23 protein-coding genes are annotated in these 24,343 nt (G+C 45.4%); 7 read left to right on the top strand and 16 right to left on the bottom strand.

The genetic code is table 11. The annotated features are described in order from the left end of the window. Positions 1-240: 240 nt before the first annotated feature. A complete protein-coding gene (locus AB4180_RS01790; protein WP_012604999.1) occupies positions 241-738 on the bottom strand; it encodes an Rsd/AlgQ family anti-sigma factor in 498 nt (165 codons plus the stop codon). A gap of 164 nt (positions 739-902) precedes the next feature. On the opposite strand from AB4180_RS01790, the gene nudC reads away from it, so the two are divergent. Next, a complete protein-coding gene (gene nudC, locus AB4180_RS01785; protein WP_102250544.1) occupies positions 903-1,712 on the top strand; it encodes an NAD(+) diphosphatase in 810 nt (269 codons plus the stop codon). Between the two features lie 299 nt (positions 1,713-2,011). Beyond that, positions 2,012-3,079, top strand: a complete 1,068-nt coding sequence (hemE, locus tag AB4180_RS01780) for a uroporphyrinogen decarboxylase (RefSeq protein ID WP_102250545.1) — start codon at positions 2,012-2,014, stop codon at positions 3,077-3,079. A 108-nt stretch (positions 3,080-3,187) separates the two neighbouring features. On the opposite strand, the gene AB4180_RS01775 is transcribed toward hemE, so the two are convergent. Both AB4180_RS01775 and AB4180_RS01770 read right to left on the bottom strand, forming a co-directional pair. Further along, on the bottom strand, positions 3,188-3,781 hold the full coding sequence (locus AB4180_RS01775) for a uracil-DNA glycosylase family protein (protein WP_017096514.1): 594 nt from the start codon (positions 3,779-3,781) through the stop codon (positions 3,188-3,190). Further along, entirely contained in the window at positions 3,781-4,707 is a 927-nt protein-coding gene (locus AB4180_RS01770; RefSeq protein ID WP_102250546.1) for a D-2-hydroxyacid dehydrogenase, read from the bottom strand. The genes AB4180_RS01775 and AB4180_RS01770 overlap by 1 nt, the downstream gene beginning before the upstream one ends. Before the next feature lie 71 nt (positions 4,708-4,778). On the opposite strand from AB4180_RS01770, the gene AB4180_RS01765 reads away from it, so the two are divergent. Further along, positions 4,779-5,366 carry a YjaG family protein gene (locus tag AB4180_RS01765; protein WP_017055908.1) on the top strand — a complete coding sequence of 196 codons (588 nt, stop codon included), beginning with the start codon at positions 4,779-4,781 and terminating at the stop codon, positions 5,364-5,366. Between the two features lie 83 nt (positions 5,367-5,449). Here the strand turns inward: AB4180_RS01765 and AB4180_RS01760 are convergent, their stop codons facing one another. Beyond that, positions 5,450-6,601 (bottom strand): CNNM domain-containing protein, encoded by a 1,152-nt coding sequence (locus AB4180_RS01760; protein ID WP_009844683.1) that lies wholly within the window; start codon positions 6,599-6,601, stop codon positions 5,450-5,452. Between the two features lie 270 nt (positions 6,602-6,871). On the opposite strand from AB4180_RS01760, the gene hupA reads away from it, so the two are divergent. Both hupA and AB4180_RS01750 read left to right on the top strand, forming a co-directional pair. Then, positions 6,872-7,144 carry a nucleoid-associated protein HU-alpha gene (gene hupA, locus AB4180_RS01755; RefSeq protein WP_004729753.1) on the top strand — a complete coding sequence of 91 codons (273 nt, stop codon included), beginning with the start codon at positions 6,872-6,874 and terminating at the stop codon, positions 7,142-7,144. A 47-nt stretch (positions 7,145-7,191) separates the two neighbouring features. After that, complete coding sequence (locus AB4180_RS01750) at positions 7,192-7,890, top strand: DUF1481 domain-containing protein (protein WP_009844684.1); 699 nt, start codon at positions 7,192-7,194, stop codon at positions 7,888-7,890. A 170-nt stretch (positions 7,891-8,060) separates the two neighbouring features. Here the strand turns inward: AB4180_RS01750 and purD are convergent, their stop codons facing one another. Continuing rightward, complete coding sequence (purD, locus tag AB4180_RS01745) at positions 8,061-9,350, bottom strand: phosphoribosylamine--glycine ligase (RefSeq protein ID WP_102250547.1); 1,290 nt, start codon at positions 9,348-9,350, stop codon at positions 8,061-8,063. A 181-nt stretch (positions 9,351-9,531) separates the two neighbouring features. Continuing rightward, complete coding sequence (gene purH, locus AB4180_RS01740; protein ID WP_009844686.1) at positions 9,532-11,142, bottom strand: bifunctional phosphoribosylaminoimidazolecarboxamide formyltransferase/IMP cyclohydrolase; 1,611 nt, start codon at positions 11,140-11,142, stop codon at positions 9,532-9,534. A gap of 325 nt (positions 11,143-11,467) precedes the next feature. Here purH and zntR point away from each other — a divergent pair, with 325 nt between their 5' ends. Continuing rightward, on the top strand, positions 11,468-11,908 hold the full coding sequence (gene zntR / locus AB4180_RS01735; protein WP_009844687.1) for a Zn(2+)-responsive transcriptional regulator: 441 nt from the start codon (positions 11,468-11,470) through the stop codon (positions 11,906-11,908). Between the two features lie 48 nt (positions 11,909-11,956). On the opposite strand, the gene AB4180_RS01730 is transcribed toward zntR, so the two are convergent. From AB4180_RS01730 to AB4180_RS01685, 10 genes are all read right to left on the bottom strand, one after another. Next, positions 11,957-12,907: a GGDEF domain-containing protein gene (locus AB4180_RS01730; protein WP_009844688.1), complete on the bottom strand. Its 951-nt coding sequence runs from the start codon at positions 12,905-12,907 to the stop codon at positions 11,957-11,959. A gap of 171 nt (positions 12,908-13,078) precedes the next feature. Then, a complete protein-coding gene (gene fis, locus AB4180_RS01725) occupies positions 13,079-13,375 on the bottom strand; it encodes a DNA-binding transcriptional regulator Fis (protein WP_004729744.1) in 297 nt (98 codons plus the stop codon). 23 nt (positions 13,376-13,398) lie between these two features. Beyond that, positions 13,399-14,367 (bottom strand): tRNA dihydrouridine synthase DusB, encoded by a 969-nt coding sequence (gene dusB, locus AB4180_RS01720; protein ID WP_009844689.1) that lies wholly within the window; start codon positions 14,365-14,367, stop codon positions 13,399-13,401. A gap of 140 nt (positions 14,368-14,507) precedes the next feature. After that, positions 14,508-15,395 (bottom strand): 50S ribosomal protein L11 methyltransferase, encoded by an 888-nt coding sequence (gene prmA, locus AB4180_RS01715; protein WP_102250548.1) that lies wholly within the window; start codon positions 15,393-15,395, stop codon positions 14,508-14,510. A gap of 188 nt (positions 15,396-15,583) precedes the next feature. Further along, complete coding sequence (gene accC, locus AB4180_RS01710; RefSeq protein WP_009844691.1) at positions 15,584-16,927, bottom strand: acetyl-CoA carboxylase biotin carboxylase subunit; 1,344 nt, start codon at positions 16,925-16,927, stop codon at positions 15,584-15,586. Positions 16,928-16,942: 15 nt separating this feature from the next. After that, positions 16,943-17,395, bottom strand: a complete 453-nt coding sequence (accB, locus tag AB4180_RS01705) for an acetyl-CoA carboxylase biotin carboxyl carrier protein (protein ID WP_004729736.1) — start codon at positions 17,393-17,395, stop codon at positions 16,943-16,945. 74 nt (positions 17,396-17,469) lie between these two features. Continuing rightward, the gene (aroQ, locus tag AB4180_RS01700; protein WP_009844692.1) at positions 17,470-17,919 is read right to left on the bottom strand and encodes a type II 3-dehydroquinate dehydratase; all 450 of its coding nucleotides are present in this window, start codon (positions 17,917-17,919) and stop codon (positions 17,470-17,472) included. A 323-nt stretch (positions 17,920-18,242) separates the two neighbouring features. Further along, positions 18,243-20,192 (bottom strand): acetate--CoA ligase, encoded by a 1,950-nt coding sequence (gene acs / locus AB4180_RS01695; RefSeq protein ID WP_009844693.1) that lies wholly within the window; start codon positions 20,190-20,192, stop codon positions 18,243-18,245. Positions 20,193-20,410: 218 nt separating this feature from the next. Next, positions 20,411-21,043, bottom strand: coding sequence for a 3'-5' exonuclease (locus AB4180_RS01690; RefSeq protein WP_009844694.1), 633 nt, complete (start codon positions 21,041-21,043; stop codon positions 20,411-20,413). Between the two features lie 11 nt (positions 21,044-21,054). Then, positions 21,055-22,884, bottom strand: coding sequence for a DUF294 nucleotidyltransferase-like domain-containing protein (locus AB4180_RS01685; protein WP_041472936.1), 1,830 nt, complete (start codon positions 22,882-22,884; stop codon positions 21,055-21,057). Positions 22,885-23,133: 249 nt separating this feature from the next. Here AB4180_RS01685 and AB4180_RS01680 point away from each other — a divergent pair, with 249 nt between their 5' ends. Then, positions 23,134-24,330 (top strand): 3-phenylpropionate MFS transporter, encoded by a 1,197-nt coding sequence (locus tag AB4180_RS01680; protein WP_012604984.1) that lies wholly within the window; start codon positions 23,134-23,136, stop codon positions 24,328-24,330. Positions 24,331-24,343 lie beyond the last annotated feature (13 nt).

Genomic DNA, 24,343 nt, shown 5'->3' with positions numbered 1-24,343 from the left:
AACGAGAGGCTTATAGATTAGACGTTGATATGGCTGGTAGACTTAGTCACGAGTATTTTCTCGTCGGCCGTTTTGGGTGTTTGCAGGGAGAGCGTGAGGATGAAACTTACGTCTAGCTATCGCAAACGTCTGAGTAGGGACGAACCAATAGGCTCTGGCTGAAGAGTTGGATGTTTTGCGTAACGTTACAGACAAAACAAAAAGCTTGCACAGAGGCAAGCTTATTAAGGATTCAGCTAACTAAGCGCCTGGTGGAATCGCTAAACTGTCTGCAATAAGCTGGATAAGATTATCTTCTACTTCAAAACGTACTTCGAGTAGTTCACCTACTTTTGACATATCTCCTTCGAAGTTAGGCAACTCATCGTCTGCACTTACTTTAACGTACTTATCATTGAACTCTAGAAGCGGCTCGGTTGTAAGTACGATCTTCGCGTAAGTTGTATCAATCTCGTCATTGGTTTTAAAGCCTGTTGCTTGCCATTTTTTCATGACCATATCGTAGATCTTAAAATGACCCTCTGAGATATAATCGACAACATGATCGCAGAATGAGCTTATTTCTTTAGGAGAAGGGAGTTCAACAACGTTTGATTGCCCATTGCTAGCTGGCTGCAAGGCACCTAGCTTACAATACTCAACGATTAGAGACTGTCGAGTTTCGAGCCAATGATCGATGACCTCATTAGAGCCACCCCATTGTTCTTGTATTTGTTTGAATTTATTTAGCATGACCATGTCCTCATGATCTGATCACAACCTTGTGATCAAGTAATTGCCTAAGCAGGGTCCATTTATTGGTATCTACTAAAAGTAATAGTTTGAATTATTCTCTGCTACAACTCTAGTATGAAATCAGATTGCCAGTAAAATGAACGAACTGCAAGCAATGAGGCATAGGGATGTTAAAAAAAAGTGATAACAAAATGACAGAGCAAGCTTATTGGTGCGTCGTTTCAGGTAGTGATATTTGGGTTAATAATGATCAGTTTCCTTATGGCTCAGCTGAAGAGCTAGGGCTGGATGTCGAGCATGTAATCTGCATTGGTCAGCATCAAGGTCGTAAGGTGTATTGGCTCAACGATTGCGATGTGGAGATTGATCTGAGCATGGTCAGCCTAAGAGATTTGCTTCACTGGCCTGAATCAAGTTTTCTGATCGCAAGCAAAGCTATCCAGTATGGGCACATGACACAAAGTATGCGTTTTTGCCCTCAGTGCGGCGGTCGTAATCATCTCAATCATAATCAGGTGGCGATGCAGTGTGGAGACTGCCGAACGCTTCATTACCCTCGTATCTTCCCGTGCATCATTGTCGCTGTACGAAACGACAACAAGATATTACTTGCGCAGCACCCAAGGCATAAAACGGGTATGTACACGGTAATAGCGGGCTTCCTAGAGGTTGGAGAAACCCTAGAGCAGTGTGTGGCGCGCGAAGTCAAAGAAGAAACGGGGATCGATGTGAGTAATATCCGTTACTTTGGTAGCCAGCCATGGGCGTTTCCATCGAGTATGATGATGGGCTTTCTGGCAGATTATGCTGGTGGTACGCTTAAACCCGATTACAGTGAACTGTCGGATGCCCAATGGTTTGATGTAACAAGCCTACCTGATGTTGCTCCAGTCGGAACGATTGCGAGACAATTGATTGAGAATACAGTCGATGACATAAGGAAAGCCGGCGTCGCGGAGCAAGAACTAGAACATTAAATTACCTGTGATAGTATTTGGCCTATGGGTGGTCAAACACTAAAAAAAACCCTCCACAAGTGGAGGGGGTAAGTAAGATGTCGTTATGAGATGCTGAGTAGTGACTACTCAGTTGTTATAATTGTAATTTTCGCTAGCGAACAAATTTTTAACATGCTCCTGTAATTGGGTGCAAATTAAGCATGGATTTAAAAGTTAATAACTTGATCTAGGTTGCAAAGCACACAGCTTTTACCCTTCAATCAGTGTTAGAATACTTGCCATCAAAACTAGACAAGATTGAATTGGAATTTAACGGAATGACCGAATTAAAAAACGATCGCTATTTACGCGCACTTTTAAAACAGCCTGTTGATTACACACCGGTATGGATGATGCGCCAAGCTGGCCGCTATCTTCCAGAGTATAAAGCAACGCGCGCTGAAGCGGGCGATTTCATGTCTTTGTGCAAAAACGCTGAACTAGCATCAGAAGTAACACTTCAACCTTTACGTCGTTTCCCGCTTGATGCGGCAATCTTGTTTTCTGACATCCTAACTATCCCAGATGCGATGGGGTTAGGTTTGTACTTCGAAACAGGTGAAGGCCCTAAGTTTGAACGCCCTATCACATGTAAAGCTGACGTAGAAAAAATTGGTTTACCAGATCCTGAAGGTGAACTTCAATACGTAATGAATGCCGTTCGTCAGATCCGTAAAGACCTGAAAGGCGAAGTGCCACTGATTGGTTTCTCTGGTAGCCCTTGGACATTGGCAACTTACATGGTTGAAGGCAGCAGCTCGAAGGCGTTCACTAAGATCAAGAAGATGATGTATGCAGAGCCACAAACGCTGCACTTACTTCTAGATAAGCTGGCTGACACTGTTATTGAATACCTGAACGCGCAAATTAAAGCAGGCGCACAATCGGTAATGGTATTCGACACATGGGGTGGTGTACTTACTCCGCGTGACTACAACCTGTTCTCACTGCAGTACATGCACAAAATTGTCGATGGCCTAATTCGTGAAAACGAAGGTCGCCGTGTACCGGTTACTCTGTTCACTAAGAACGGTGGCATGTGGCTAGAATCTATCGCAGCGACCGGCTGTGATGCAGTTGGCCTAGACTGGACAATCAATATTGCTGATGCAAAAGCACGTATTGGCGATAAAGTGGCTCTACAAGGCAACATGGACCCATCAGTACTTTACGCACAACCTGAGCGTATTCGTGAAGAAGTCGGCACTATCCTTGAAGGTTTTGGTGACGGCGGTACTGGCCACGTATTTAACCTTGGCCATGGTATTCACCTAGATGTGCCACCAGAAAATGCTAGTGTATTTGTGGACGCAGTTCACGACCTATCTAAGCCATACCATAAGTAATTCAGTATGTGTTTTTAGAAAAAGCGCTGTCGAGAAATCGGCAGCGCTTTTTTATTATTTTTCTATCCGCACTCAATATCGGCTAAATCATCGTTGATGTGCAGCTAATTAGGCATTTGGATCATGGCAAGCCAAATGCTCTGATACGTGCTTCCTGATATAGGGAATGACTTCACTTTCGAACCATGGGTTTTTCTTGAGCCAGATATTATTACGTGGTGAAGGGTGGGGAAGTGGCAAAAATTCTGGAGCCCAAGCCTGCCAGTTACGTACCGTTTCAGTGAGTGTGCTGGTGGCTTTATCTTTTAGATAATAGTTTTGCGCATACTGACCAATCAGCAAGGTCATTTGGATGTTGGGCAGTGATTGCAGTACTTTTTGGTGCCATAGCGCAGCGCACTCCTTTCGAGGCGGTAGATCGCCACTTTTTCCCTTTCCTGGATAGCAAAAGCCCATCGGGACAATCGCGACTTTTTGTTCGTCATAAAACGTATCGCTATCCATCTCTAGCCATTCTCTCAATCGCTCGCCACTGGCGTCGTTCCAAGGGATAGATGATTGATGAACCTTGATACCGGGTGCTTGGCCTATGATTAACAAGCGCGCGTTTGGGTGTGCCTGAATCACTGGGTTTGCACCGTGTGATAAATGAGGTTCACAAGCGGTGCATTGTCGTATCTCGGTGAGCAGTGACGAGAACATCAGTAGCCTTTATCAAAATCAATGGTGTTATTCAGTGTAAAACCATCTCGCCATTGTTGGTAATTATTGGCGAAGATCTCCACGACCTGTCTTGGCTCACTTAGAGCCGCAATGTGTGGTGTGATGGTCACTTGCGGCAACGTCCAAAACGGGTGTTCTTGTGTGAGAGGTTCGCATTCAAAGACATCTAAGAAAGAGTGTTCAACCCATTTATTCTTAATCGCAAGCAGTAACGCTTTATTGTCTACGCTTTCCCCGCGACCCACATTAAACAGCAATACGTTAGAGCAGTAGCTTAAGGTGGTTTGATTCAGTAGTTGGTAGGTCTCATCCGTTGATGGCAGGGTGTTCACTACAATATCCGCTTGCTTGAGGGCGGCTTCTAGTTCATTAATGTGGAAAGTGTCTTTGAAGGTTTCTTGCTTTGATGGGATACCTGTCCGGTTGACACCTATGGTGTGAATACCAAAAGCAGCAGCGGTTTTAGCTAAATGACTGCCAATTGACCCCGTTCCTAAAATCACCATGGTTTTGTCAGTTAGGCTGGTATAAAGCTGCGGCTGCCAGTTTCGTTGTACTTGTTGCTGGTGGTAGTGAGGAAAGTGTCTACAGTGGCTGATCGTGTAACCCAACACGTATTCAGCAATCGCAGGGCCGAAGATGCCTTTGACGTTGGTCAGCGTATAATCTTGGCGAAGATCCGGCTGAGTGAGTTTATTGATTCCAGCATAGGTACTTTGCACCCAGTCTAGCTTTTTAAACTCATCAAGTCGCTCCACTATTAAAGGAGGAGCAGCCAGTACGATCTCAGCTAATTCGGGGTTTTGAGTGATTTCGAGGTCAGGTAACCCTTGGTTTAGAATCAGTTGCGTATAGGTATTGTCATGCTCGGTAAGAATATAGAGCTTATTCGTAAAATTGTTCATCGGCTTACCTTTTCCCCCCAGGGTTTATCAAGTACACTTTCGCTGTCTTTTTCTGCAATTATTGAGTGACTATGCTTCAGAATCCACTGCAGGTTCGTCTTGAAAAGTTAGAACCTTGGCAACAAATTACTTTTATGGCGTGTCTATGTGAGCGTATGTATCCTAACTATGCCATGTTTTGTGAGAATACAGAATTTGCGGAAGCTCGAATCTACCGTGATGTTTTGGATAGCATTTGGGAAATCCTAACCGTTAAAACGGCAAAGGTGAACTTTGAGCGTCAACTTGAGAAAGTAGAAGAGCTATTCCCTAGCGCAGATGATTTTGATTTCTATGGTGTTTACCCTGCAATGGACGCATGCCAAGGCTTAGCAACATTAATCCATGGTCTACTTGATCGTGAGCATATGTTGGAAGCGGTAATTAAAGTGAGTCAACAATCGGTGAAGACGGTTGCTGAGCTTGAGTTTGCTCAAGGCGCTGAAGAAGTGACGAACGAAAACCAGAAAGAAAACGAAGCGGTATGTGAAGAGTGGGACGTTCAGTGGGCCATTTTCCGACCTCTACGTGAAACGACTGAGCGTGACTTAGAGCTGATCAAAGACCTACGCCACGAACTGCGTGAAGACCCAGTGAGCAACATTGGTGTTGCGTTATAACGGATGTTGAGTTGTAGCGAATAGAATAAAAAACAAAGGCTCCCTAGGGAGCCTTTGTTGTATCTGACGCTATCAAATTTAGATTAAGCGTCTTTCTTGTCTTCTTTTTGAACCTTGCTTTCATCCGCTGACTTTGAGTCTGAGGTGTCGTTGTCTGCTAGAGTTTTTTCTTCTAGCTCGTCCTCTTCATCGCGGTTTTCGATAACACCGTGTGTCTCTTTCCACGTTTCCCAGCGTTGGAACGCCAGTTCTTGCATGTCTGTGGTTTTATCTGCTTCGTCGACAATCTCTTCACCCACTAGGTGTTCAAAGATATCTTCTAGGGTGATGATGCCCTGAATTGTGCCGTACTCGTCCACAACTAAAGACAGTTGCAGGCGGTTTGCCATCATTTGGTCAAAGGCCTTAGCTAAGCCCATGTTGTTTAGCAAGACGTGGATAGGGCGCATCACTTCACCCAGAGCCTTCTCACCGCAACCCGCTTGCTGCAATCTAAACAGCTCTAAGCGGTGGACAAAACCGATGATATTGTCAGTTTGCTCGCTGTAAACCAGTGGGCGTGAGAATGGCGTGTCTTTGTGTTGTTCTAGGAACGTATTAACACTCATTTCTGCATCAACGCGGAATACAACAGGGCGTGGTGTCATGACTTGAGTCACGGGCACATCTTGAATACCTAACAGATTGCTCAGGATTTTTGATTCACCTTCAGCAAATTCACCGCTCTCTTTTGCCAAAATAGCCATTGCAGATAGCTCATCACGCATTTTTGGTGCCTGGTGGCCGCGAGCTAAACGTTTGGTGATTTGCTCTGAGAACCACACAAATGGTGTTAGGAAAAAGACCATCCAGCGAAGCACATTTGATGATGCTGGAGCAAGTTGACGCCAGTAGGTCGCGCCAATGGTTTTTGGAACAATCTCAGACAGAACTAAAATACCCAGAGTTAATACGGCAGAGAATACGCCTAACCATTGGCTACCAAAAACGACTGCTGCTTGTGCACCCGCTGTCGCAGCACCGATGGTGTGCGCGATGGTGTTGAGCGTTAAAATTGACGCCAGTGGGCGGTCAATATCGGTTTTCAGTTTGTCTAATGACTCTGCTGCAGGGTGCCCATTTTGTTTTAGTTGAGCAATGTAGCTCGGACTAATACTCAAAAGTACAGCTTCCAAAACAGAACAAATGAAAGAAACTCCAATAGCAATGGAGACATAAATAGTTAGCAGCAGCATGTTTGCCCTTAAATTAAATTGTACGCTTTAGCAGCGATTCAGCGTGGATTATAGAGAATAAGTAGTGGCTAGGTCATCATTAATTTTGCTCTCAGCCCCTTTTAAACAAGGGCTTGCTCAGTAAAATCAGTAACAAATTGTGAGTTATTACTCATATTATGGCTAAAACTACGGCATTAGAGCTAAAGATCGACGACAAACCTTTGCCAGATGGGGCATTTATGTTTTAGAGTGAATCGAATTCAAAAATACAAAGAAGGGAAACCTAAAATGAACAAGACTCAATTAATCGACTTTATTGCTGAAAAAGCGGACCTTTCTAAAGCACAAGCTAAAGCTGCTCTAGAAGCGACTCTTGGCGGTGTTACAGATGCTCTTAAAGATGGCGATCAAGTTCAGCTAATTGGTTTTGGTACTTTTAAAGTAAACCACCGTGCAGCTCGCACTGGTCGTAACCCAAAAACTGGTGACGAGATCCAAATCGCTGCTGCAAATGTTCCAGCATTTGTTGCAGGTAAAGCGCTGAAAGATTCAGTGAAATAATCTAAACTGTACCGAGGTAGTCGTATTCCACCTCGGTACAGGTTTTTATGAAAAAAGCATTTCTTCTCGTTTCACTATTATCTACATTTCTCATTGGCTGTTCATCAACCAGCCCTCGCAAAAACCTAGAGCAATTTGAAACTCACACCGGCGGCCAAGTCATGGGCGACGCGACAAGTTTCTACTGGGTTACAAATAAGCTAACACAACCTCATACTTCAGCTGACTACGTCACTGTAGGCGATTACGGCTGGTACCAAACCGACTATGCTTGGTCGGAAGGTATACTTCGTGAATTTATTCGTGAAGGTGAGCAACGTAATTCTTCTAATGAGCTGGTTCCGTATAGTGTCCATGTGCGTTTTAATAAGTCAGGCGAAGCTGTATATCAGCAGTATCGTATTGATAGCAAAATTTTACCTATCCAAGTTAAGCAACTCGAAAGCTACCAGAAAGAAGCCAAGTCGGTTTTAGAAACTACGATGAAGCAGCATGACGAAGGGCTCAGACTGGTTCAGGGTTACTGGAATGGTCGTTCTTTTGAAACGTGTGCTGGTGGAGAGTTTGATCGCTTTGAATTTAATCAGACCTTGCCAAGTTTCGTGATCGATCGATTGGCGTCAGTGGAAAGCTATGCGGCGTTTCTTGGCAGTGATTCACTAGGTAAGATGAGCGTAGAAGAGTTACTGATGCTGGCTGAAGACAGCCATGACTGTGTCGTTAGGCCGTCATTGTTGAAAGAATAGCGATCAACTAAAGGATTGAGGGTATTTGGCTTGCTGTAGGCCAAGTGCTTATTTGTGTGTACAGGAACAGACCCCAGAACAGATTAAGCAATAAAAAAGGCGCCAATCGAGGCGCCTTTTCTGTTGTTACTTGCTTGCGGTCATTCGAACATAAGCGAGTCGTAGACTGATTACTGTTCTTGCTCGCGCGCAATCGCACGGTAACCGATGTCATTGCGGTGGAACATACCATTCCAGCTAACTTGCTTCGTCAACGCGTAAGCGCGCTCCTGAGCTTCAGAAACCGTATTACCCAGTGCCGTTGCACAAAGTACACGGCCACCGTTTGTCACAACGTCGCCAGCTTCGTTATTTGTCGTACCCGCGTGGAAAACCTTTTGGCCTTCAACTTCGCTGGTTGGCAGTGAAATAACGTCCCCTTTTGCGTAGTCAGCAGGGTAACCGCCAGCAGCAAGAACAACACCGATAGAAGCGCGTGGATCCCACTTAGATTCTGCTTCGTCTAGCTTCTCATCGATAGCCATTAGGCAAAGTTCAACAAGGTCTGACTCCATACGCATCATGATAGGTTGCGTTTCAGGGTCGCCAAAGCGGCAGTTGTATTCGATAACCTTAGGTGTGCCGTCAGCATCGATCATTAGTCCTGCGTAAAGGAAACCAGTGTAAGGTGCGCCTTCTGCGTCCATACCACGTACCGTTGGATAGATAACTTCCTCAAGGATGCGGTTATGGATTTCAGGAGTTACCACTGGAGCTGGAGAGTAAGCACCCATGCCGCCCGTGTTCGGCCCAGTGTCTTTGTCGCCAACACGTTTGTGATCTTGGCTGGTGGCCATAGGAAGCACGCTAGAGCCGTCAACCATTACGATGAAGCTTGCTTCTTCGCCTTCGAGGAACTCTTCGATAACAACGCGGCTGCCTGCTTCGCCAAAGGCGTTGCCCGCTAGCATGTCTTTGATTGCGTCTTCTGCTTCTTCAAGGGTCATCGCAACGATAACGCCTTTACCCGCGGCAAGACCGTCAGCTTTCACTACGATTGGAGCACCTTGCTCGCGAACGTAAGCGATAGCGGGCTCAATCTCAGTGAAGTTTGAGTAGTAACCTGTTGGGATATCATGACGAGCTAGGAAGTCTTTGGTGAATGCTTTAGAGCCTTCAAGCTGTGCTGCCACTTGAGTTGGGCCAAAGATAGGAAGACCCACTTCGCGGAATGCGTCAACTACACCAATAACTAATGGCGCTTCAGGGCCAACGATAGTCAGTTCGATTTTTTTCTCTTGAGCAAACGCCACTAAACCTGCGATGTCTTCAACACCGATGTTTACGTTCTCAAGTTTAGGTTCAAGCGCAGTACCTGCGTTACCTGGAGCAATGAATACTGTTTCAACGTTTGGGTTTTGTGCTGCTTTCCAACCTAGTGCGTGCTCACGACCGCCAGCACCGATGATTAAAACTCGCATTGTAAAATCCTTAATCTCAAATATCTAAATATTTAAAAAAACAAAGTTATAAGTCTTGCTCAAAGTAGTTGGTGATGTGGCTAGGCAGCAATTGAGCCCATCCCCGGAAGCATAGCTCGCTATGTGACCGGGGTGGGCGAAAGCAGCTAACGACGCCACAGTGCCAAATACGAAGAGGAAATTAGTGGCGGAAGTGACGCATGCCCGTAAAGATCATCGCCATGCCGTGTTCGTCTGCTGCTGCGATAACTTCGTCATCACGCATAGAGCCGCCCGGTTGGATAACACACTTGATGCCCGCTTCTGCTGCCGCGTCGATACCGTCACGGAATGGGAAGAATGCATCTGATGCCATCACGCAACCTTCAACCTGTAGACCTTCGTCTGCCGCTTTGATACCTGCGATTTTCGCAGAGTAAACGCGGCTCATTTGGCCTGCGCCTACACCAATAGTCATGTCGCCTTTCGAGTAAACGATAGCGTTAGATTTAACGTACTTCGCTACTTTCCAGCAGAATAGAGCATCTTTCAATTCTTCAGCTGTTGGCTGACGCTTAGAAACCACTTTCAGGTCATCTTCAGACACCATGCCTTGGTCGCGGTCTTGAACTAGCAAACCGCCGTTAACGCGTTTCACGTCAAAACCAGTTGTCTTAGTTGTCCACTCACCGCACTCAAGCAGGCGAAGGTTTTTCTTAGCCGCTACGATTGCTACTGCTTCCGCAGAAACAGATGGTGCAATGATAACTTCAACGAATTGACGCTCAGTGATAGCCGTTGCTGTTGCAGCGTCTAGCTCACGGTTGAAAGCGATGATGCCGCCAAATGCAGACGTTGGGTCTGTTTTGAATGCACGGTCGTAAGCTTCTAGGATGTCTTCACCTAGTGCAACACCACATGGGTTAGCGTGCTTAACAATTACACATGCTGGCTGGTCGAACTCTTTCACACACTCAAGTGCTGCGTCAGTGTCAGCGATGTTGTTGTAAGAAAGCGCTTTACCTTGGATTTGGCGAGCAGTAGAAACCGACGCTTCTTCAGGGTTTGCTTCAACGTAGAATGCTGCCGCTTGGTGGCTGTTCTCACCGTAGCGCATGTCTTGTTTCTTCTCGAACTGTTGGTTGAACGTGCGAGGGAATTTAGACTCTTCATCAGCCTTCTTTCCTTCTTCATCAAGTAGAGAGGCACCGTAAGATGGAACCATAGTGCCGAAGTAGTTTGCGATCATGCCGTCGTAAGAAGCTGTGTGCTCGAATGCTGCGATAGCGAGGTCGAAGCGAGTCTCTAGCGTTAGAGATTTCTCGTTCGCGTCCATTTCAGCAACAACGCGCTCGTAGTCGTGTGCGTTAACAACGATAGTTACGTCTTTGTGGTTTTTCGCTGCAGAGCGAACCATTGTAGGACCGCCGATGTCGATGTTCTCAACGGCGTCAGCAAGGGTACAACCTTCTTTAGCAACGGTTTCTGCGAATGGGTATAGGTTTACAACAACCATATCGATAGGGTTGATACCGTGAGTTTCCATCACGTCATCATCTTGGCCACGACGGCCTAGAACACCACCATGAACTTTTGGGTGCAGAGTCTTAACACGGCCATCCATCATTTCTGGGAAACCAGTGTAATCAGATACTTCTGTAACAGAGATGCCTTTTTCAGCAAGCAGGCGAGCAGTGCCACCGGTAGATAGGATATCTACACCACGGTTAGCAAGAGCTTGTGCAAATTCAACGATACCAGTTTTGTCTGATACGCTGATTAGAGCGCGGCGAATTGGACGAGCGTTATTCATGCTTCCATCTTCCTCAAATTCATGGGGTTAAAATAAAGATATTTGCCAAAAAAGAACTTGTTTCTATCTTCTTAGCGTGGATTATCTTAGATACCAGTAAGAGATAAAATATTGGCCAGTTTTGGTAAAGACCTTTTGGGTTAGTCTTATGATTAAGCAATAAGATAACCAACTCCAAATTTGATGGCGCAGATTCTAACTAATTTATTACAAAAAAGCTCGCGCAATCGTTTGGCATCTCAAAATTAATTATGAAAAGTGCCATTTCAGCCTGAAAAGTAACGATAAGGTTAATTGTGGAATGGACGGAACAGTAGGAAAAAACATGTTTCAGATCGGTGAATTAGCGAAAAGATGCGGTGTGACAGCCGATACCTTGCGGTTTTATGAAAAAAGTAACCTGATTGCTCCTGCTAGTCGCAGTGACTCAGGATATCGCTTATATGATGAAAACAATCAAAAACAGGTGACCTTTATTCTTAAATCTAAAGCGTTAGGGCTGAGTTTAGATGAAATTAAGGAATTGCTCGAGATTCGCTTGGAAGCAACGCAGCACAGTTGCTCGGAAGTGAAAGCCATCACAACGGCAAAGCTGACACTTATTGATGAAAAAATCAGTGAACTTGGCAGAATACGCACGGCATTAAAGAAGATTAATGATGCTTGCTGCGGTCATGTAGATGACGATGCGAGCCATTGTTCTATCTTAGGTGCTTTGGCGAGCGAAGATAAACAAAGCTCATGCTGTGCTGCTGATGGTAAATAGCTGAGAAGGTCCCCCGTTAGGGAGAGAGGTTTACTACGGTTGATAACCCTAGGAAGCTTGCAGTATTTTGGCTCTTAGTTGAGCGTCAATTTTTAAAGTGGGTAGGTTATTATGGTAAAGCGTGACTTGGTTGCGGCCAGTCTGCTTTGAAGAGTACATGGCTCTATCAGCTTGAGCCAATAGTTCTTTTATGGTTTTAAGATGTGGTGTGTATTCAGCAACACCGATGCTGACTGTTGGGTAGATGATGTGGCCGTCTACGGTGCATGGTGTTGATTCAATTGTTTTACGAATCGTCTCTGCAACGTAATAAGCTTCAATGGCACTGGTGTGTGTGAGAATGACACCGAATTCTTCGCCACCCAAGCGACCTAGATAATCATCGCAGTCTATTGACTGTTGGCATAAACTCGCGACTTGAACGATTACCTCATCACCAGAGAGGTGGCCAACTTGATCATTGATTTCTTTGAAGTGGTCTATGTCTATCATCAAACAAGTTAAGCTTTGCTTAGGCGGTTGACTGAACTCTTTTTCCAACCCAAGTAAAAAGGCTCGTCTATTTAAAATCCCAGTTAGCTCATCGATTTCAGCGAGTTCTATCAGCTCAGCTTCACGTTGCTGTGCTTTAGTAATATCTCGCTCTTGCCACAGCACGTATTGCTTTTCTGGCGAGAGATACAATGGCTTTAATGTCGATTCAAAATATCGATCGTCTGATTCTTCACCTTGAGCGAAAAGTTGTTCAATAGAAAGCTGAAGTTGCTGACAGGGCGCAAGAGAGTATTGAATGTATTGAATTTCGCGACTGGAATAAGCTTGCTTTGCCGCCTCTAATAGCTGCTTTTCAACCGAGGGAGGCAACAGTTCTGAAACTGTGTGGTGATTTGGATTGTCAAAGTTTTCAACAATACGTCCGGATGTATCCAACAGAAGATGACGATCAGGCAGTTCACGGATCAGTGTGCTAAGCCATTCTTCCCTTTTCATATCAAGCATGTAGCTTCCAGACGATTAGATTAATGGGTCATTATATCGGTAGTGATTACGTTATCAATCGTTACATCTCATTAATTGATTGATAATTGTTCGCTTGTTGCCATATAAACAAAAAAAAGCCGAGTTCAATAAAGAGCTCGGCTTCTAATTCAATAAATTACGAAAGAACGATTAGTTCATGCCGTATTTTTTAAGTTTCTTGCGAAGAGTACCGCGGTTAATACCCATCATGGTTGCTGCGCGAGTTTGGTTACCGCGAGTGTACTGCATGATAGTGTCTAGTAGTGGCTGTTCAACTTCAGCTAATACTAATTCGTATAACTCGCTGACTTCTTGACCGTTTAATTGAGCAAGGTAATTTTTCAATGATGCTTTAACTGAGTCACGTAGTGGCTTCTGCGTGATTTGGTCTTGTGATGTAACTGTAGTTACTGTCAATGCTTCTGAAGTCAGATTTTGTTCGAACATATTCGGTCTAGCTCTTCTCGTAATTATGGTGCAACGTTATCAAAAAAACCTTCTAGCGCTTCAAGCTGCAGATCACCTGCTTCGAATGCGTTGAAGGTACGGCGAAACTCACTCGCTTGTTCATGCTCTTTTAGATACCAACCCACATGCTTACGAGCGATGCGAGGGCCTAAAAACTCTCCATAAAATTCATGTAGAGCGAGCACATGACCAAGCATGATGTCTTTCACTTCCGAAATCGGGAGTGGGTCCATCGTGGTGCCGTTTTCCAAATAGTGTAGGATTTCGTTAAAAATCCAAGGACGCCCTTGGGCAGGTCGACCTATCATTAAAGCATCAGCGCCGGTGTACTCCAGCACAAACTTCGCTTTTTCCGGACTATCGATATCACCGTTAGCGATAACCGGAATAGATACTGCTTGTTTCGCTGCTTTAATGTGTTTGTATTCTGCCTCACCTTTGTACATACAAGCGCGAGTTCTCCCGTGAAGGGCAAGAGCTTGTATGCCGCAGTCTTCGGCTATTTTCGCGATTTGGACACAGTTTCTATTGTCTGTATCCCAGCCTGTGCGCGTTTTCAACGTTACTGGAACGTCGACAGCATTTACCACAGCCTTCAGAATATCTTCAATGAGTTCTGGATGCTGAAGCAGGGCTGAGCCCGCAAGCTTCTTATTCACTTTTTTTGCTGGGCAACCCATATTGATATCGATGATTTGCGCACCGTTAGCAACATTGAATTGAGCAGCCTCGGCCATAAGCTGTGGATCTGCACCAGCGATTTGTACTGAACGAATGCCCGATTCGCCTTCATGTACCATACGCTGCTGAGATTTTGACGTTTTCCAAACTTTCGGATTGGAGGACATCATTTCACTGACTGCCATCCCCGCACCGTAACGAAGACACAACTCACGGAATGGTCTATCCGTTACGCCAGCCATAGGAGCGACGATTAGATTGTTCTTAAGTTGATAATTTCCGATTTTCAAAAATGTCATCACAGTTCTGTACCAGCAAGGGCGCGCATTTTACGCATTTTTTCGCTGCGTGAAAAGACTAATATTTGAGCATTTACAATTTGTTTTTGTAATTCGTTTAAATTTCAATCAATTAGCGCCCAAAGTCTTACCTAGCCTTGCTTGCGACCAGAGATTCGACACCATTCTTGTTGTTCAATGATCGGATCAATGTGAAGCTCATCACGATAATAAGTTGCAACATCTTCCGCTTGTGTATCTAAAACACCCGACATTGCTAGTACACCATTTGGCTTTACTAGACCTTTAATGATGCCAGAAAGCTCGCGTAGTGGACCTGCAAGGATGTTGGCAACAACAACGTCAGCAAGTAAACCTTCCGGTTGATCTTGTGGTAAGAACACTTCTAGTTGCTCTGCCACGCCATTGCGTTGTGCGTTGTCTTTTGATGCAAGCAGGGCTTGAGGATCAATGTCGATCCCGATAACTTTTGCCGCGCCAAGTTTGATCGCAGCGATCGCTAGGATGCCTGAACCACAACCGAAATCGATCACGGTTTTGCCTGTAAGGTCTAAGCCTTCAAGCCACTCAAGACACAATGCCGTTGTCGGGTGAGTACCTGTACCAAATGCAAGACCGGGATCCAGCATTACGTTTACAGCGTCAGGTTCAGGGATATCGCGCCAGCTAGGACAGATCCATAAACGCTCACCAAACTTCATTGGGTGGAAGTTGTCCATCCATTCACGTTCCCAATCCTTGTCTTCAATTTGCTCTACTTTGTGAGCAAAGTCTGCAGGGAACATGTTGCTTGCTTTAATCTGCGCTAGAACGACACCAGTGTCAGTCTCAGCGTCGTAAAGCGCGAGAATGTCAGTATCACCCCAAAGGCGAGTTTCGCCCGGCAGAGGCTCAAATACAGGGGTATCTTGTGCATCCAGGAAAGTTACAGAAAGAGCACCAGTCTCTTCCATTAACATGTCGCCGATTTGTTCGGCATTTTCATTGGTAGCATTAAGCTTGATTTGAATCCAAGGCATGGCTGCATCTTCTATATGAGAAAAATTGGATGGCGAGTCTAGCAGAAAATATGAGCAAATTCACCAAAACCCCACGGAATATAATGGGGATGATGAATTGATTATTGCGAGTATTTACAAACAAAAATGCTCACCGAAGTGAGCATTTATTACTGTTCTACAGAGAACGAATTACGGAAGGCTAGCGTCTATTGTAGACCAAGCTTCTTCTCAAGGTAGTGGATGTTTGCCCCACCGTGTTGGAAGTTTTCGTCGTTCATAATAGACAGTTGAAGCTCAGTATTAACGTTAATACCTTCAACAATCATTTCACCCAATGCGTTCTTCATACGAGCGATAGCAACATCACGGTTTTCACCGTAAGTGATCAGCTTGCCAATCATTGAATCGTAGTGTGGTGGCACTGTGTAACCCGTGTAGATGTGAGACTCCCAACGTACGCCCATACCACCTGGAGCATGGAAGCGCGTGATCTTACCCGGAGACGGTAGGAAACGTACGGGATCTTCTGCATTGATACGACATTCGATTGAGTGGCCGCGCAGCTTAATATCATCCTGTGTGAATGATAGAGGCTGACCAGCAGCAATGCGAAGTTGCTCTTTCACTAGATCGATACCCGTTACCATTTCAGTAATCGTGTGCTCAACCTGGATGCGAGTGTTCATTTCAATGAAGTAGAACTCACCGTTCTCGTATAGGAATTCAAATGTACCTGCGCCGCGGTAACCAATCTCAAGACATGCACGAGTACAACGGTCGCCGATGTATTTACGCATTTCTTCAGTGATACCTGGAGCTGGTGCTTCTTCCACAACTTTCTGGTGACGACGCTGCATTGAACAGTCACGCTCACCTAGGTGGATAGCATTACCTTGACCATCGGCAAGCACTTGTACTTCAATGTGACGTGGGTTTTCTAGGAATTTTTCCATGTAAACCATGTCGTTATTGAAACATGCTTTTGCTTCAGCACGAGTCATTGCGATAGCTTCTGTTAGTTCTTTTTCAGTACGAACAACACGCATACCACGACCGCCGCCGCCGCCAGAAGCCTTGATGATTACAGGGAAACCAATGCGCTTAGCGTGCGCTTTGTTTTTCGCTTCGTCGTCGTCAAGAGGGCCGTCAGAACCTGGTACACAAGGTACACCCGCTTTTTTCATTGACGTGATAGCTGACACTTTGTCACCCATCATGCGAATGGTTTCAGCTTTAGGGCCAACGAAGATAAAACCACTGCGCTCTACCTGTTCTGCAAAATCTGCATTTTCAGATAGGAAGCCGTAGCCTGGGTGAATAGCAACTGCACCCGTTACTTCAGCAGCGCTGATGATACGAGGGATGTTCAGGTAGCTATCGATACCACGAGCTGGACCGATACAAATGGTTTCGTCAGCAAGCAGTACGTGCTTAAGATCGCGGTCAGCGGTTGAGTGAACTGCTACCGTTTTGATGCCAAGTTCTTTACATGCTCGCAGAATACGCAGTGCAATTTCACCACGGTTCGCGATTACTAATTTATCTAACATAATGAGTGCTCTCTATTATTCGATAATTACTAGAGCTTGGTCGAATTCTACTGGTTGACCGTCTTCAACTAGGATAGCCGTTACAACACCAGATTTATCAGCTTCGATTTGGTTCATCATTTTCATTGCTTCAACGATACATAGTGTTTCGCCAGCAGTTACAGATTGACCCACTTTAACGAACGGTTTTGCATCTGGGCTTGGAGCGCCGTAGAAAGTACCAACCATTGGAGAAAGAACTTGGTGACCAGCAGGAACCGCAGGAGCTGCCGCTTCTGCAGCTACAGGTGCCGCCGCAGGTGCTGCTGCGGCTACAGGAGCTGGAGCTGCTGCATATTGAATAGGCGCTGCAGATACAGGGCTGTTACGACTGATTCGTACTGACTCTTCACCTTCAGAGATCTCTAGCTCAGAAATACCAGACTCTTCAACCAATTCGATTAGCTTCTTGATTTTGCGAATATCCATTGTTTCTTTCTCTTTATCTGTTGATTGAACTTACTCTTTGACTGAGTAGGTTAGTAATAGTTCGTTGTTTTTATTTACTTTGCGTTGAGCTTGTTGAGCGCAGCTGTCAAAGCAAATTGATAACCTTGGGCACCTAAGCCACAAATCACACCTTCTGCTTTATCAGACAGGTAAGAGTGGTGACGGAATGGTTCACGTGCGTGAACATTCGATAGGTGAACCTCAATAAATGGGATAGCAACACCAAGTAGTGCATCACGCAACGCCACACTGGTATGTGTAAAGGCCGCTGGGTTGATAATAATGAAATCAACATTTTGATAAGCACTATGGATAGCTTCAATCAGCTCATACTCACGATTTGACTGTAAGTGAGATAGCTCAACATCGTGTGTTTTCGCTTGCTCGGTCAATGAGCTAATAATCTGGTCAAGTGTTTGAGAACCGTAGTGTGCAGGTTCTCTAAGGCCTAACAGATTAAGGTTTGGTCCATTTAAAACTAGAATGCGAAACTTTGTAGACATTGTGGGGCTATCTTCCTTTATCGTGTTTACGAACGTGAATGTTGCCATTTTATTGAAAATTTGGGGATAATTTCCAGTAAGAAAAACCCAAATTTAAAAATTAGAACCAGATTATAGCTAATTCAGCGCAAATCGCAGCAATTTACTGGTCTAATCTCCTATTGAGAGAGTGTGAGATTGTTACCAACTTAACAAAAAAGCGCCTTAGCCTTAATTTTGTCGAGGATATTTGAGATCAAGATCAGCCATAAAAAAACCGCCACATAGGTGACGGTTTAGAAAGGCGCTGTTTTAAACAGTAATTACGTAATGTAACGGGTTGCTTATGCCAGTTCCGCTTTCTCTGCAATCAGCTTATCGACCACGCTTGGGTCTGCCAGTGTCGACGTATCGCCTAGGTTGCCAGTATCGCCAGTGGCAATCTTACGCAGGATACGACGCATGATTTTACCTGAACGAGTTTTTGGTAATGAGTCGGTCCAGTGCAGTACATCTGGCGTTGCGATTGGGCCTATCTCTTTGCGTACCCAGTCTTTCACTTCTTTATGAAGCTCTGCGGTTGGGAATTCACCATCATTCAACGTGATGTAAGCGTAAATCGCTTGGCCTTTAATATCATGAGGGATACCTACAATCGCAGCCTCTGCGATCTTATCAAATGCGACTAGAGCCGATTCAATCTCAGCGGTACCCATACGGTGACCTGATACGTTCAGAACGTCATCAACACGGCCAGTAATCCAGTAGTAACCGTCTTCATCACGACGAGCACCATCACTGGTGAAGTACATGCCTTTAAAGGTCGAGAAGTAAGTTTGTTCGAAACGGTCATGATCGCCGTGAACGGTACGCATCTGGCCTGGCCAAGAGTCAAGAATCACTAGGTTGCCGTCTGTTGCACCCTCAATGATGTTACCCATGTTATCAACCAGCGCGGGTTGTACACCGAAGAATGGACGCGTCGCTGAACCCGGTTTTAGGTCTGTTGCGCCTGGTAGCGGTGCAATCAAGATTCCGCCCGTTTCTGTTTGCCACCATGTATCAACAATTGGAGACTGCTCATTACCGATTGTTTTGTAGTACCACTCCCACGCCTCTGGGTTGATAGGTTCACCCACTGAGCCCATGATTCTTAGGCTGTCACGAGACGTGCCTTCAACGGCTTCATTGCCTTTCGCCATCAATGCACGAATAGCTGTTGGCGCCGTATAAAGAATATTAACTTGGTGCTTATCGACCACTTCACTCATGCGGCTTGTGTTCGGGTAGTTCGGCACGCCTTCAAACAGAATGGTTTTTGCACCATTGGCAAGCGGTCCGTAAACAAGGTATGTGTGACCGGTAATCCAACCCACATCGGCTGTACACCAGAAAGTTTCGCCTTCTTGGTAATCGAATACGTATTTGAAGGTCATTGCTGCATAAACAAGGTAACCACCGGTGGTGTGCATAACACCCTTAGGTTTGCCTGTTGAGCCTGACGTATAAAGGATGAATAGTGGGTCTTCTGCGTTCATCTCTTCTGGAGGACAATCTGCAGATACATTAGCAATAGCATCGTGCCACCACACATCGCGGTGTTCGTGCCATGCAACATCGCCGCCAGTACGTTTGAATACTACAACCTTTTCGATGTTCTTCACTTCAGGATTCGTCAGTGCTTCATCGACATTTTTCTTCAGTGGAACAGCACGGCCGCCACGCACGCCTTCATCGGCAGTGATAACGACTTTAGAATTTGAATCGATAATACGACCAGACAGTGCTTCTGGTGAGAAACCACCAAATACTACTGTGTGAACCGCACCTATACGGGTACACGCCAGCATGGCTACTGCAGCTTCAGGAACCATTGGCATGTATAAACAAACCACATCGCCTTTGCGCACGCCTTGCTCTTTCAGAGCATTCGAAAACAGGCACACTTCTTTGTGTAGTTCATTAAAAGTTAGAGTTTTGTCATCTGCCGGGTCATCGCCTTCCCAGATAATAGCGACTTCATCGCCGCGTTCAGCAAGGTGGCGGTCGATACAGTTAGCCGAAACGTTAAGCGTGCCATCTTCAAACCAGCGAATATCAATGTGGCCAGGGTCGAAAGAGGTATTTTTTACCTGTGTGAAAGGTTTAATCCAATCAACGATTTTTCCGTGTTCACCCCAAAAGCCTTCAGGGTCAGAAACAGATTGCTGGTACATGGCTAGGTAAGTGTCATTATCCGCGTGTGTGGTTGATTTAATATTTTCTTTTACCGGATAAACGTGGGCTTCACTCATTGCATCTCTCCTTGTGCCTACATTCCTAATGAACTGGCAACTTCCTTTGTGTTCAGTTTCTAGGTCTATTACAGAACCATCTTTGTGTTATCACTCTCGACTAGGACGGCGATTTCCACAATTAGACTTTAGGATGAGACGCTGCTTTTCACTTACAAAATAGCGAGTTAAGTTCATTTTTGAGATGTTGCTCTCTATGTGAAGCGCCAGTGGTTGAATTAAGAATAAGAAGAGTTGAAACGGGGCAGATCACCATGTTTCAGGCGAACAAAGATCAGGGCTGCGGAGATAGCGTCTTGTAATGCATCATGTTTATTGACGGGGATAGGTAAATCGAGCTGGCGACAGATGGCGTCCATACTGAGATCAAAATAGGCATTGGGCAGCTGCCTTTCGAGCTTGTCTTGATAAAGTTGGCTTACTTCGACTAATCGGTTAGGCAGTGGAAATCCAAGCTGTTTTAAACAGGCGCGATCGAGGATTTTTTTATCATAGCGGATGTGATAGCCGACTAAAGGACGATTTCCAATGAAGTTCAGTAGCTCGATTAAAGCCTGTTTTTCTTCGATGCCGTGCTTTAGATCTTGATGGCGAATACGGTGGATTTTTATTGAATTGCAATCGAGCGATTGAGGGGCGCGCAATCGGACTTCAAAAGGTTGGCTGGTAATGATTCGGTTGCCGATGATCTTGGTTGCGGCAATGGTGACTAATTCTGCCTGATTGGGGTCGAGGCTGGTGGTTTCACAATCGAGAGATACGTATTCGTGATTAGCAGGCGCAGTAAACAGAGGCTGATAAGTAGAGCCTTTGAGTTTATGATGCCAGTAATAACGAACCAATCTATTCATCGTTCAATCGCCTAATCCCGTATCTGATAGTGGTAGCCAAGCCATTGCTTGAATTTTTTGACCACATGCAAGCTATGGCGAAGTAAGTCTCTGTCTGCTCGCTCCATCAATTTGACGTTAATCTTGTTGCTACTGTGCTGCTGAGAAAGTCTTTGGGCTAAGCGCCACTTAAAGAACTGTTTGAGTGCTTCACTAAGGTTATCGGCGGTACTTTGCTCAAGCACTTTCTTACAGACCAACTGTTCAATGCGTTCGAAGGTGTTGTTTACCGTGACACCATGCTCAAGACAGAGTGCCCTCACACCATGCACGATAGGGAAAATACCGCCTTGTTTGATATCGAGCCCTGACTTGGATTGTTTAACATTGCCAAACAGGGTGAGGGGTACTGAGAAGTTCAGAGCCGGTCGGCAGAATTCAGTCAGAATCAATTCTTGTCCGAGCATCAAATCACTTAGGTGCTGCTTTACGGGTTTTAATAACTCTCTATTACCCGCAACGGCGTGTGCATCCGCCATGATCGCGATATTCATCACGGTATCTGGCGTGGCTTTTTTTACCCAACGGGTGAGGGTTTGTTTCCACTCTTGTTCTGAATGCACCCATTTGGGGTTGTTGACCATCACGTTGCCCGGACATAGTGGATAGCCCAATTGCTGCAATGTGTGAGTGAGGTCGTTCATGGCACTCTGGCATTGGTGCCACTCCAAGCCATCTTGAATTATTAGCGCGTTGTCTTGATCGGTTTTGAGGATTTGTTCTCCACGGCCTTCGGAGCCCAACACGATGAGGCAGCAATGATTATGCAGTGCGGGTGGGATAACCAACTCAAACGCTTTCTCTATTATCTGTTCATTAACGGCTGAAATTAGCTCCATGATGAAGCGCGTGCGAATGCCGTTACTGAGTAGGCTTTCGACCAGTTGACGTTGTTTGTTGGAGGCTAATGCGAGCTCTTCAATGCTGGTGGATCGCGCAATACGCAAAGTGAGCACGTGAGAGTGAGTGGAGAATGCACTGAGGATTTGTGTCATATCCACCATGCCGACAGCATCTAGACCGTCACAAACCATCAACCTTTTTACCCGGTTTCTGGTCATGGTAATCATGGCATTAAATAAGAAATCCCCTTGGTTTACGTGCATCACTGGAAATGTTGCAATCTCGCCAACGGGCGCGTCCTGTGGGAAGTTATCGAGCATTACAGCGTGCAATAAATTGGTTCGTGTGACGATCCCATACGGTAAGGAGCCTGAACCAAAATCTTTTATGCCTTTGTCGTCTAAATGCACCAGCGCCGAGTCTAAGCCTTGCTCTTTTAGGATTTGAGTGACTTGGTTGATGGGTTGCCCTGGCTCAAGAATCAGTGGTGGGTGATAAATAGAGTCATCCACTTTGGTCAATATAAACTCGGCAAGGTTTTGTTGCTGCTGAGCGGCCTCAATCAGAGCTTTCCGTGTTGATAGGTTACTATCAAAGTAGGCGGCAAATTGACCATTGGCGTGATAAAGATCGAGAAAAACATCGGTAGGCAGTAGGTAGCTTAAGGTGTCTTCGAGTGCGATATATTGATGTTTGGTGTGAGGTTCAAACTGGCTGCGCACATCAAAAATATCGTCATTGGCGTAATGTGCGTAAATCTCACCATCACTGCTCGCGCGCTCTTCAACGGCTCCTTTGATCAGGATATGCAGGTGTCTGCTCGGCCTATCTGCTTCCAGTATCACTTCTTGAGAGCGGTAATACACCACGTCTAATGAAGAGCGAAGCTTCAATTGTTCCGTATCGGACAGGCTATCGAAGGGTGGGTGCTGCATATTAAATTTTTCAGGCATAAGCATCACAAGAAGTGGGAGTCTTTAATCAGTCTGACAAAATACCAGCGAAGCTCCAGACGACTTTAGTCTAAATGCAGACTAGATATCGATGAACGTGATATAGCTTGGTGATAAGTGATAAGTGATAAGTGATAAGTGATATCTAGGCTAATTGAATATAGGAATGCTATCCCAGTAATAATTCCCTTTTTCATCCTACTCTAGATAGGCATAATTGGAGCCGCCTTTTTCCGCACACTTTATAGGTTATTTATGTTTAGCCCCTCTCCTTACGGATGGATATCTCAGTATTTTCTTGGTTTCTTTTTTGCGTATGGTGTGTACTTGCCATTTTGGGCGTTGTGGTTTGAAGACCAAGGCGTTTCTGCAGGGGACATCGGTGTATTGATTGGTATTGGTTTTGCGACTCGCTGTGTTGCTAACCTTGTGATTACGCCGCGCATCCATAACGTAGAGAATCTTTTGCCCGCTCTGCGCTGGTTGAGCTTCGCCTCCTTGTTATTTGTTGGTTTCCACTTCTTTACTGGAGGCAGTTTTCTATTGATGCTGTTGGCAACAGTATTGTTTAACCTGTGTTGTGGGCCGGTTATCCCTCTTTCTGACGCAATGGCTAACTATTACAGTCGTCTTAAGATGCTTGACTATGGACGCACTCGTTTATGGGGTTCGATTGCTTTTATTGCGGGTTCAACCGTGGTGGGTTATTTAGTCGCACAGTTCGGCACTGATATGATTTTGTATACAGCGCTTGTTGGTGTGCTGTTGTCGTTAGTGTTGGCGATGAGAAACCCTAACGTGATGCCAGTAACGCAATCTGAGAAACAAGCAGTGCGACCAAAATTAGGTGAGTTACTGCGTGAGTCGTCTGTGGTTAAATTTTTGGCCTTGATGGCGTTGCTGCAAGGTAGCCATGCGGCTTACTACAGTTTTAGTGCGATTTACTGGAAAGAAGCCGGTCACTCAGAAGCGATTATTGGTTATTTATGGAGCCTAGGCGTTGTTGCTGAGGTGGCTGTGTTTGCTCTCAGTAAGCGCTTATTCTCTGGCTGGTCAATGCGTACTCTATTCGTGGTAGCTGCAATCGGTGTGATGGCTCGTTGGGGGATTACCGCATCAACAACGGCGATTTTCGCCTTGGTTATGGTGCAAATGCTGCATGGTGTGACGTTTGCTATGGCGCACATCGCAGCCATTCAATACATTCAATCAGAAGAACAGAATAAAATGGTCGCGCTGCAAGCTCTGTATAACGCGATCCCATTGGGGGCTGTTATCGCACTAATGACGACCTTAAGTGGTTGGGGCTATGAGCTTTGGGGGGCAAACATCTTCTGGGGTATGGCCGCGATGGGTGCTCTTGCTCTGTTCATTAAGTTGGACGAGAGAAGTTCAGTGGTTGAGATTAATCAATCAGGTTCGGAACAATTAGAATCTAACAGCAAATGCTGATAATTAGAGTCTG

It is taken from the genome of Vibrio sp. 10N.286.49.C3, from assembly GCF_041469545.1.
In the GTDB taxonomy this organism is placed as follows: Bacteria; Pseudomonadota; Gammaproteobacteria; order Enterobacterales; family Vibrionaceae; genus Vibrio; species Vibrio tasmaniensis_A.
Note: the sequence above shows the minus strand (reverse complement) of the source record. Positions and strands in the feature narration are given on the sequence as shown.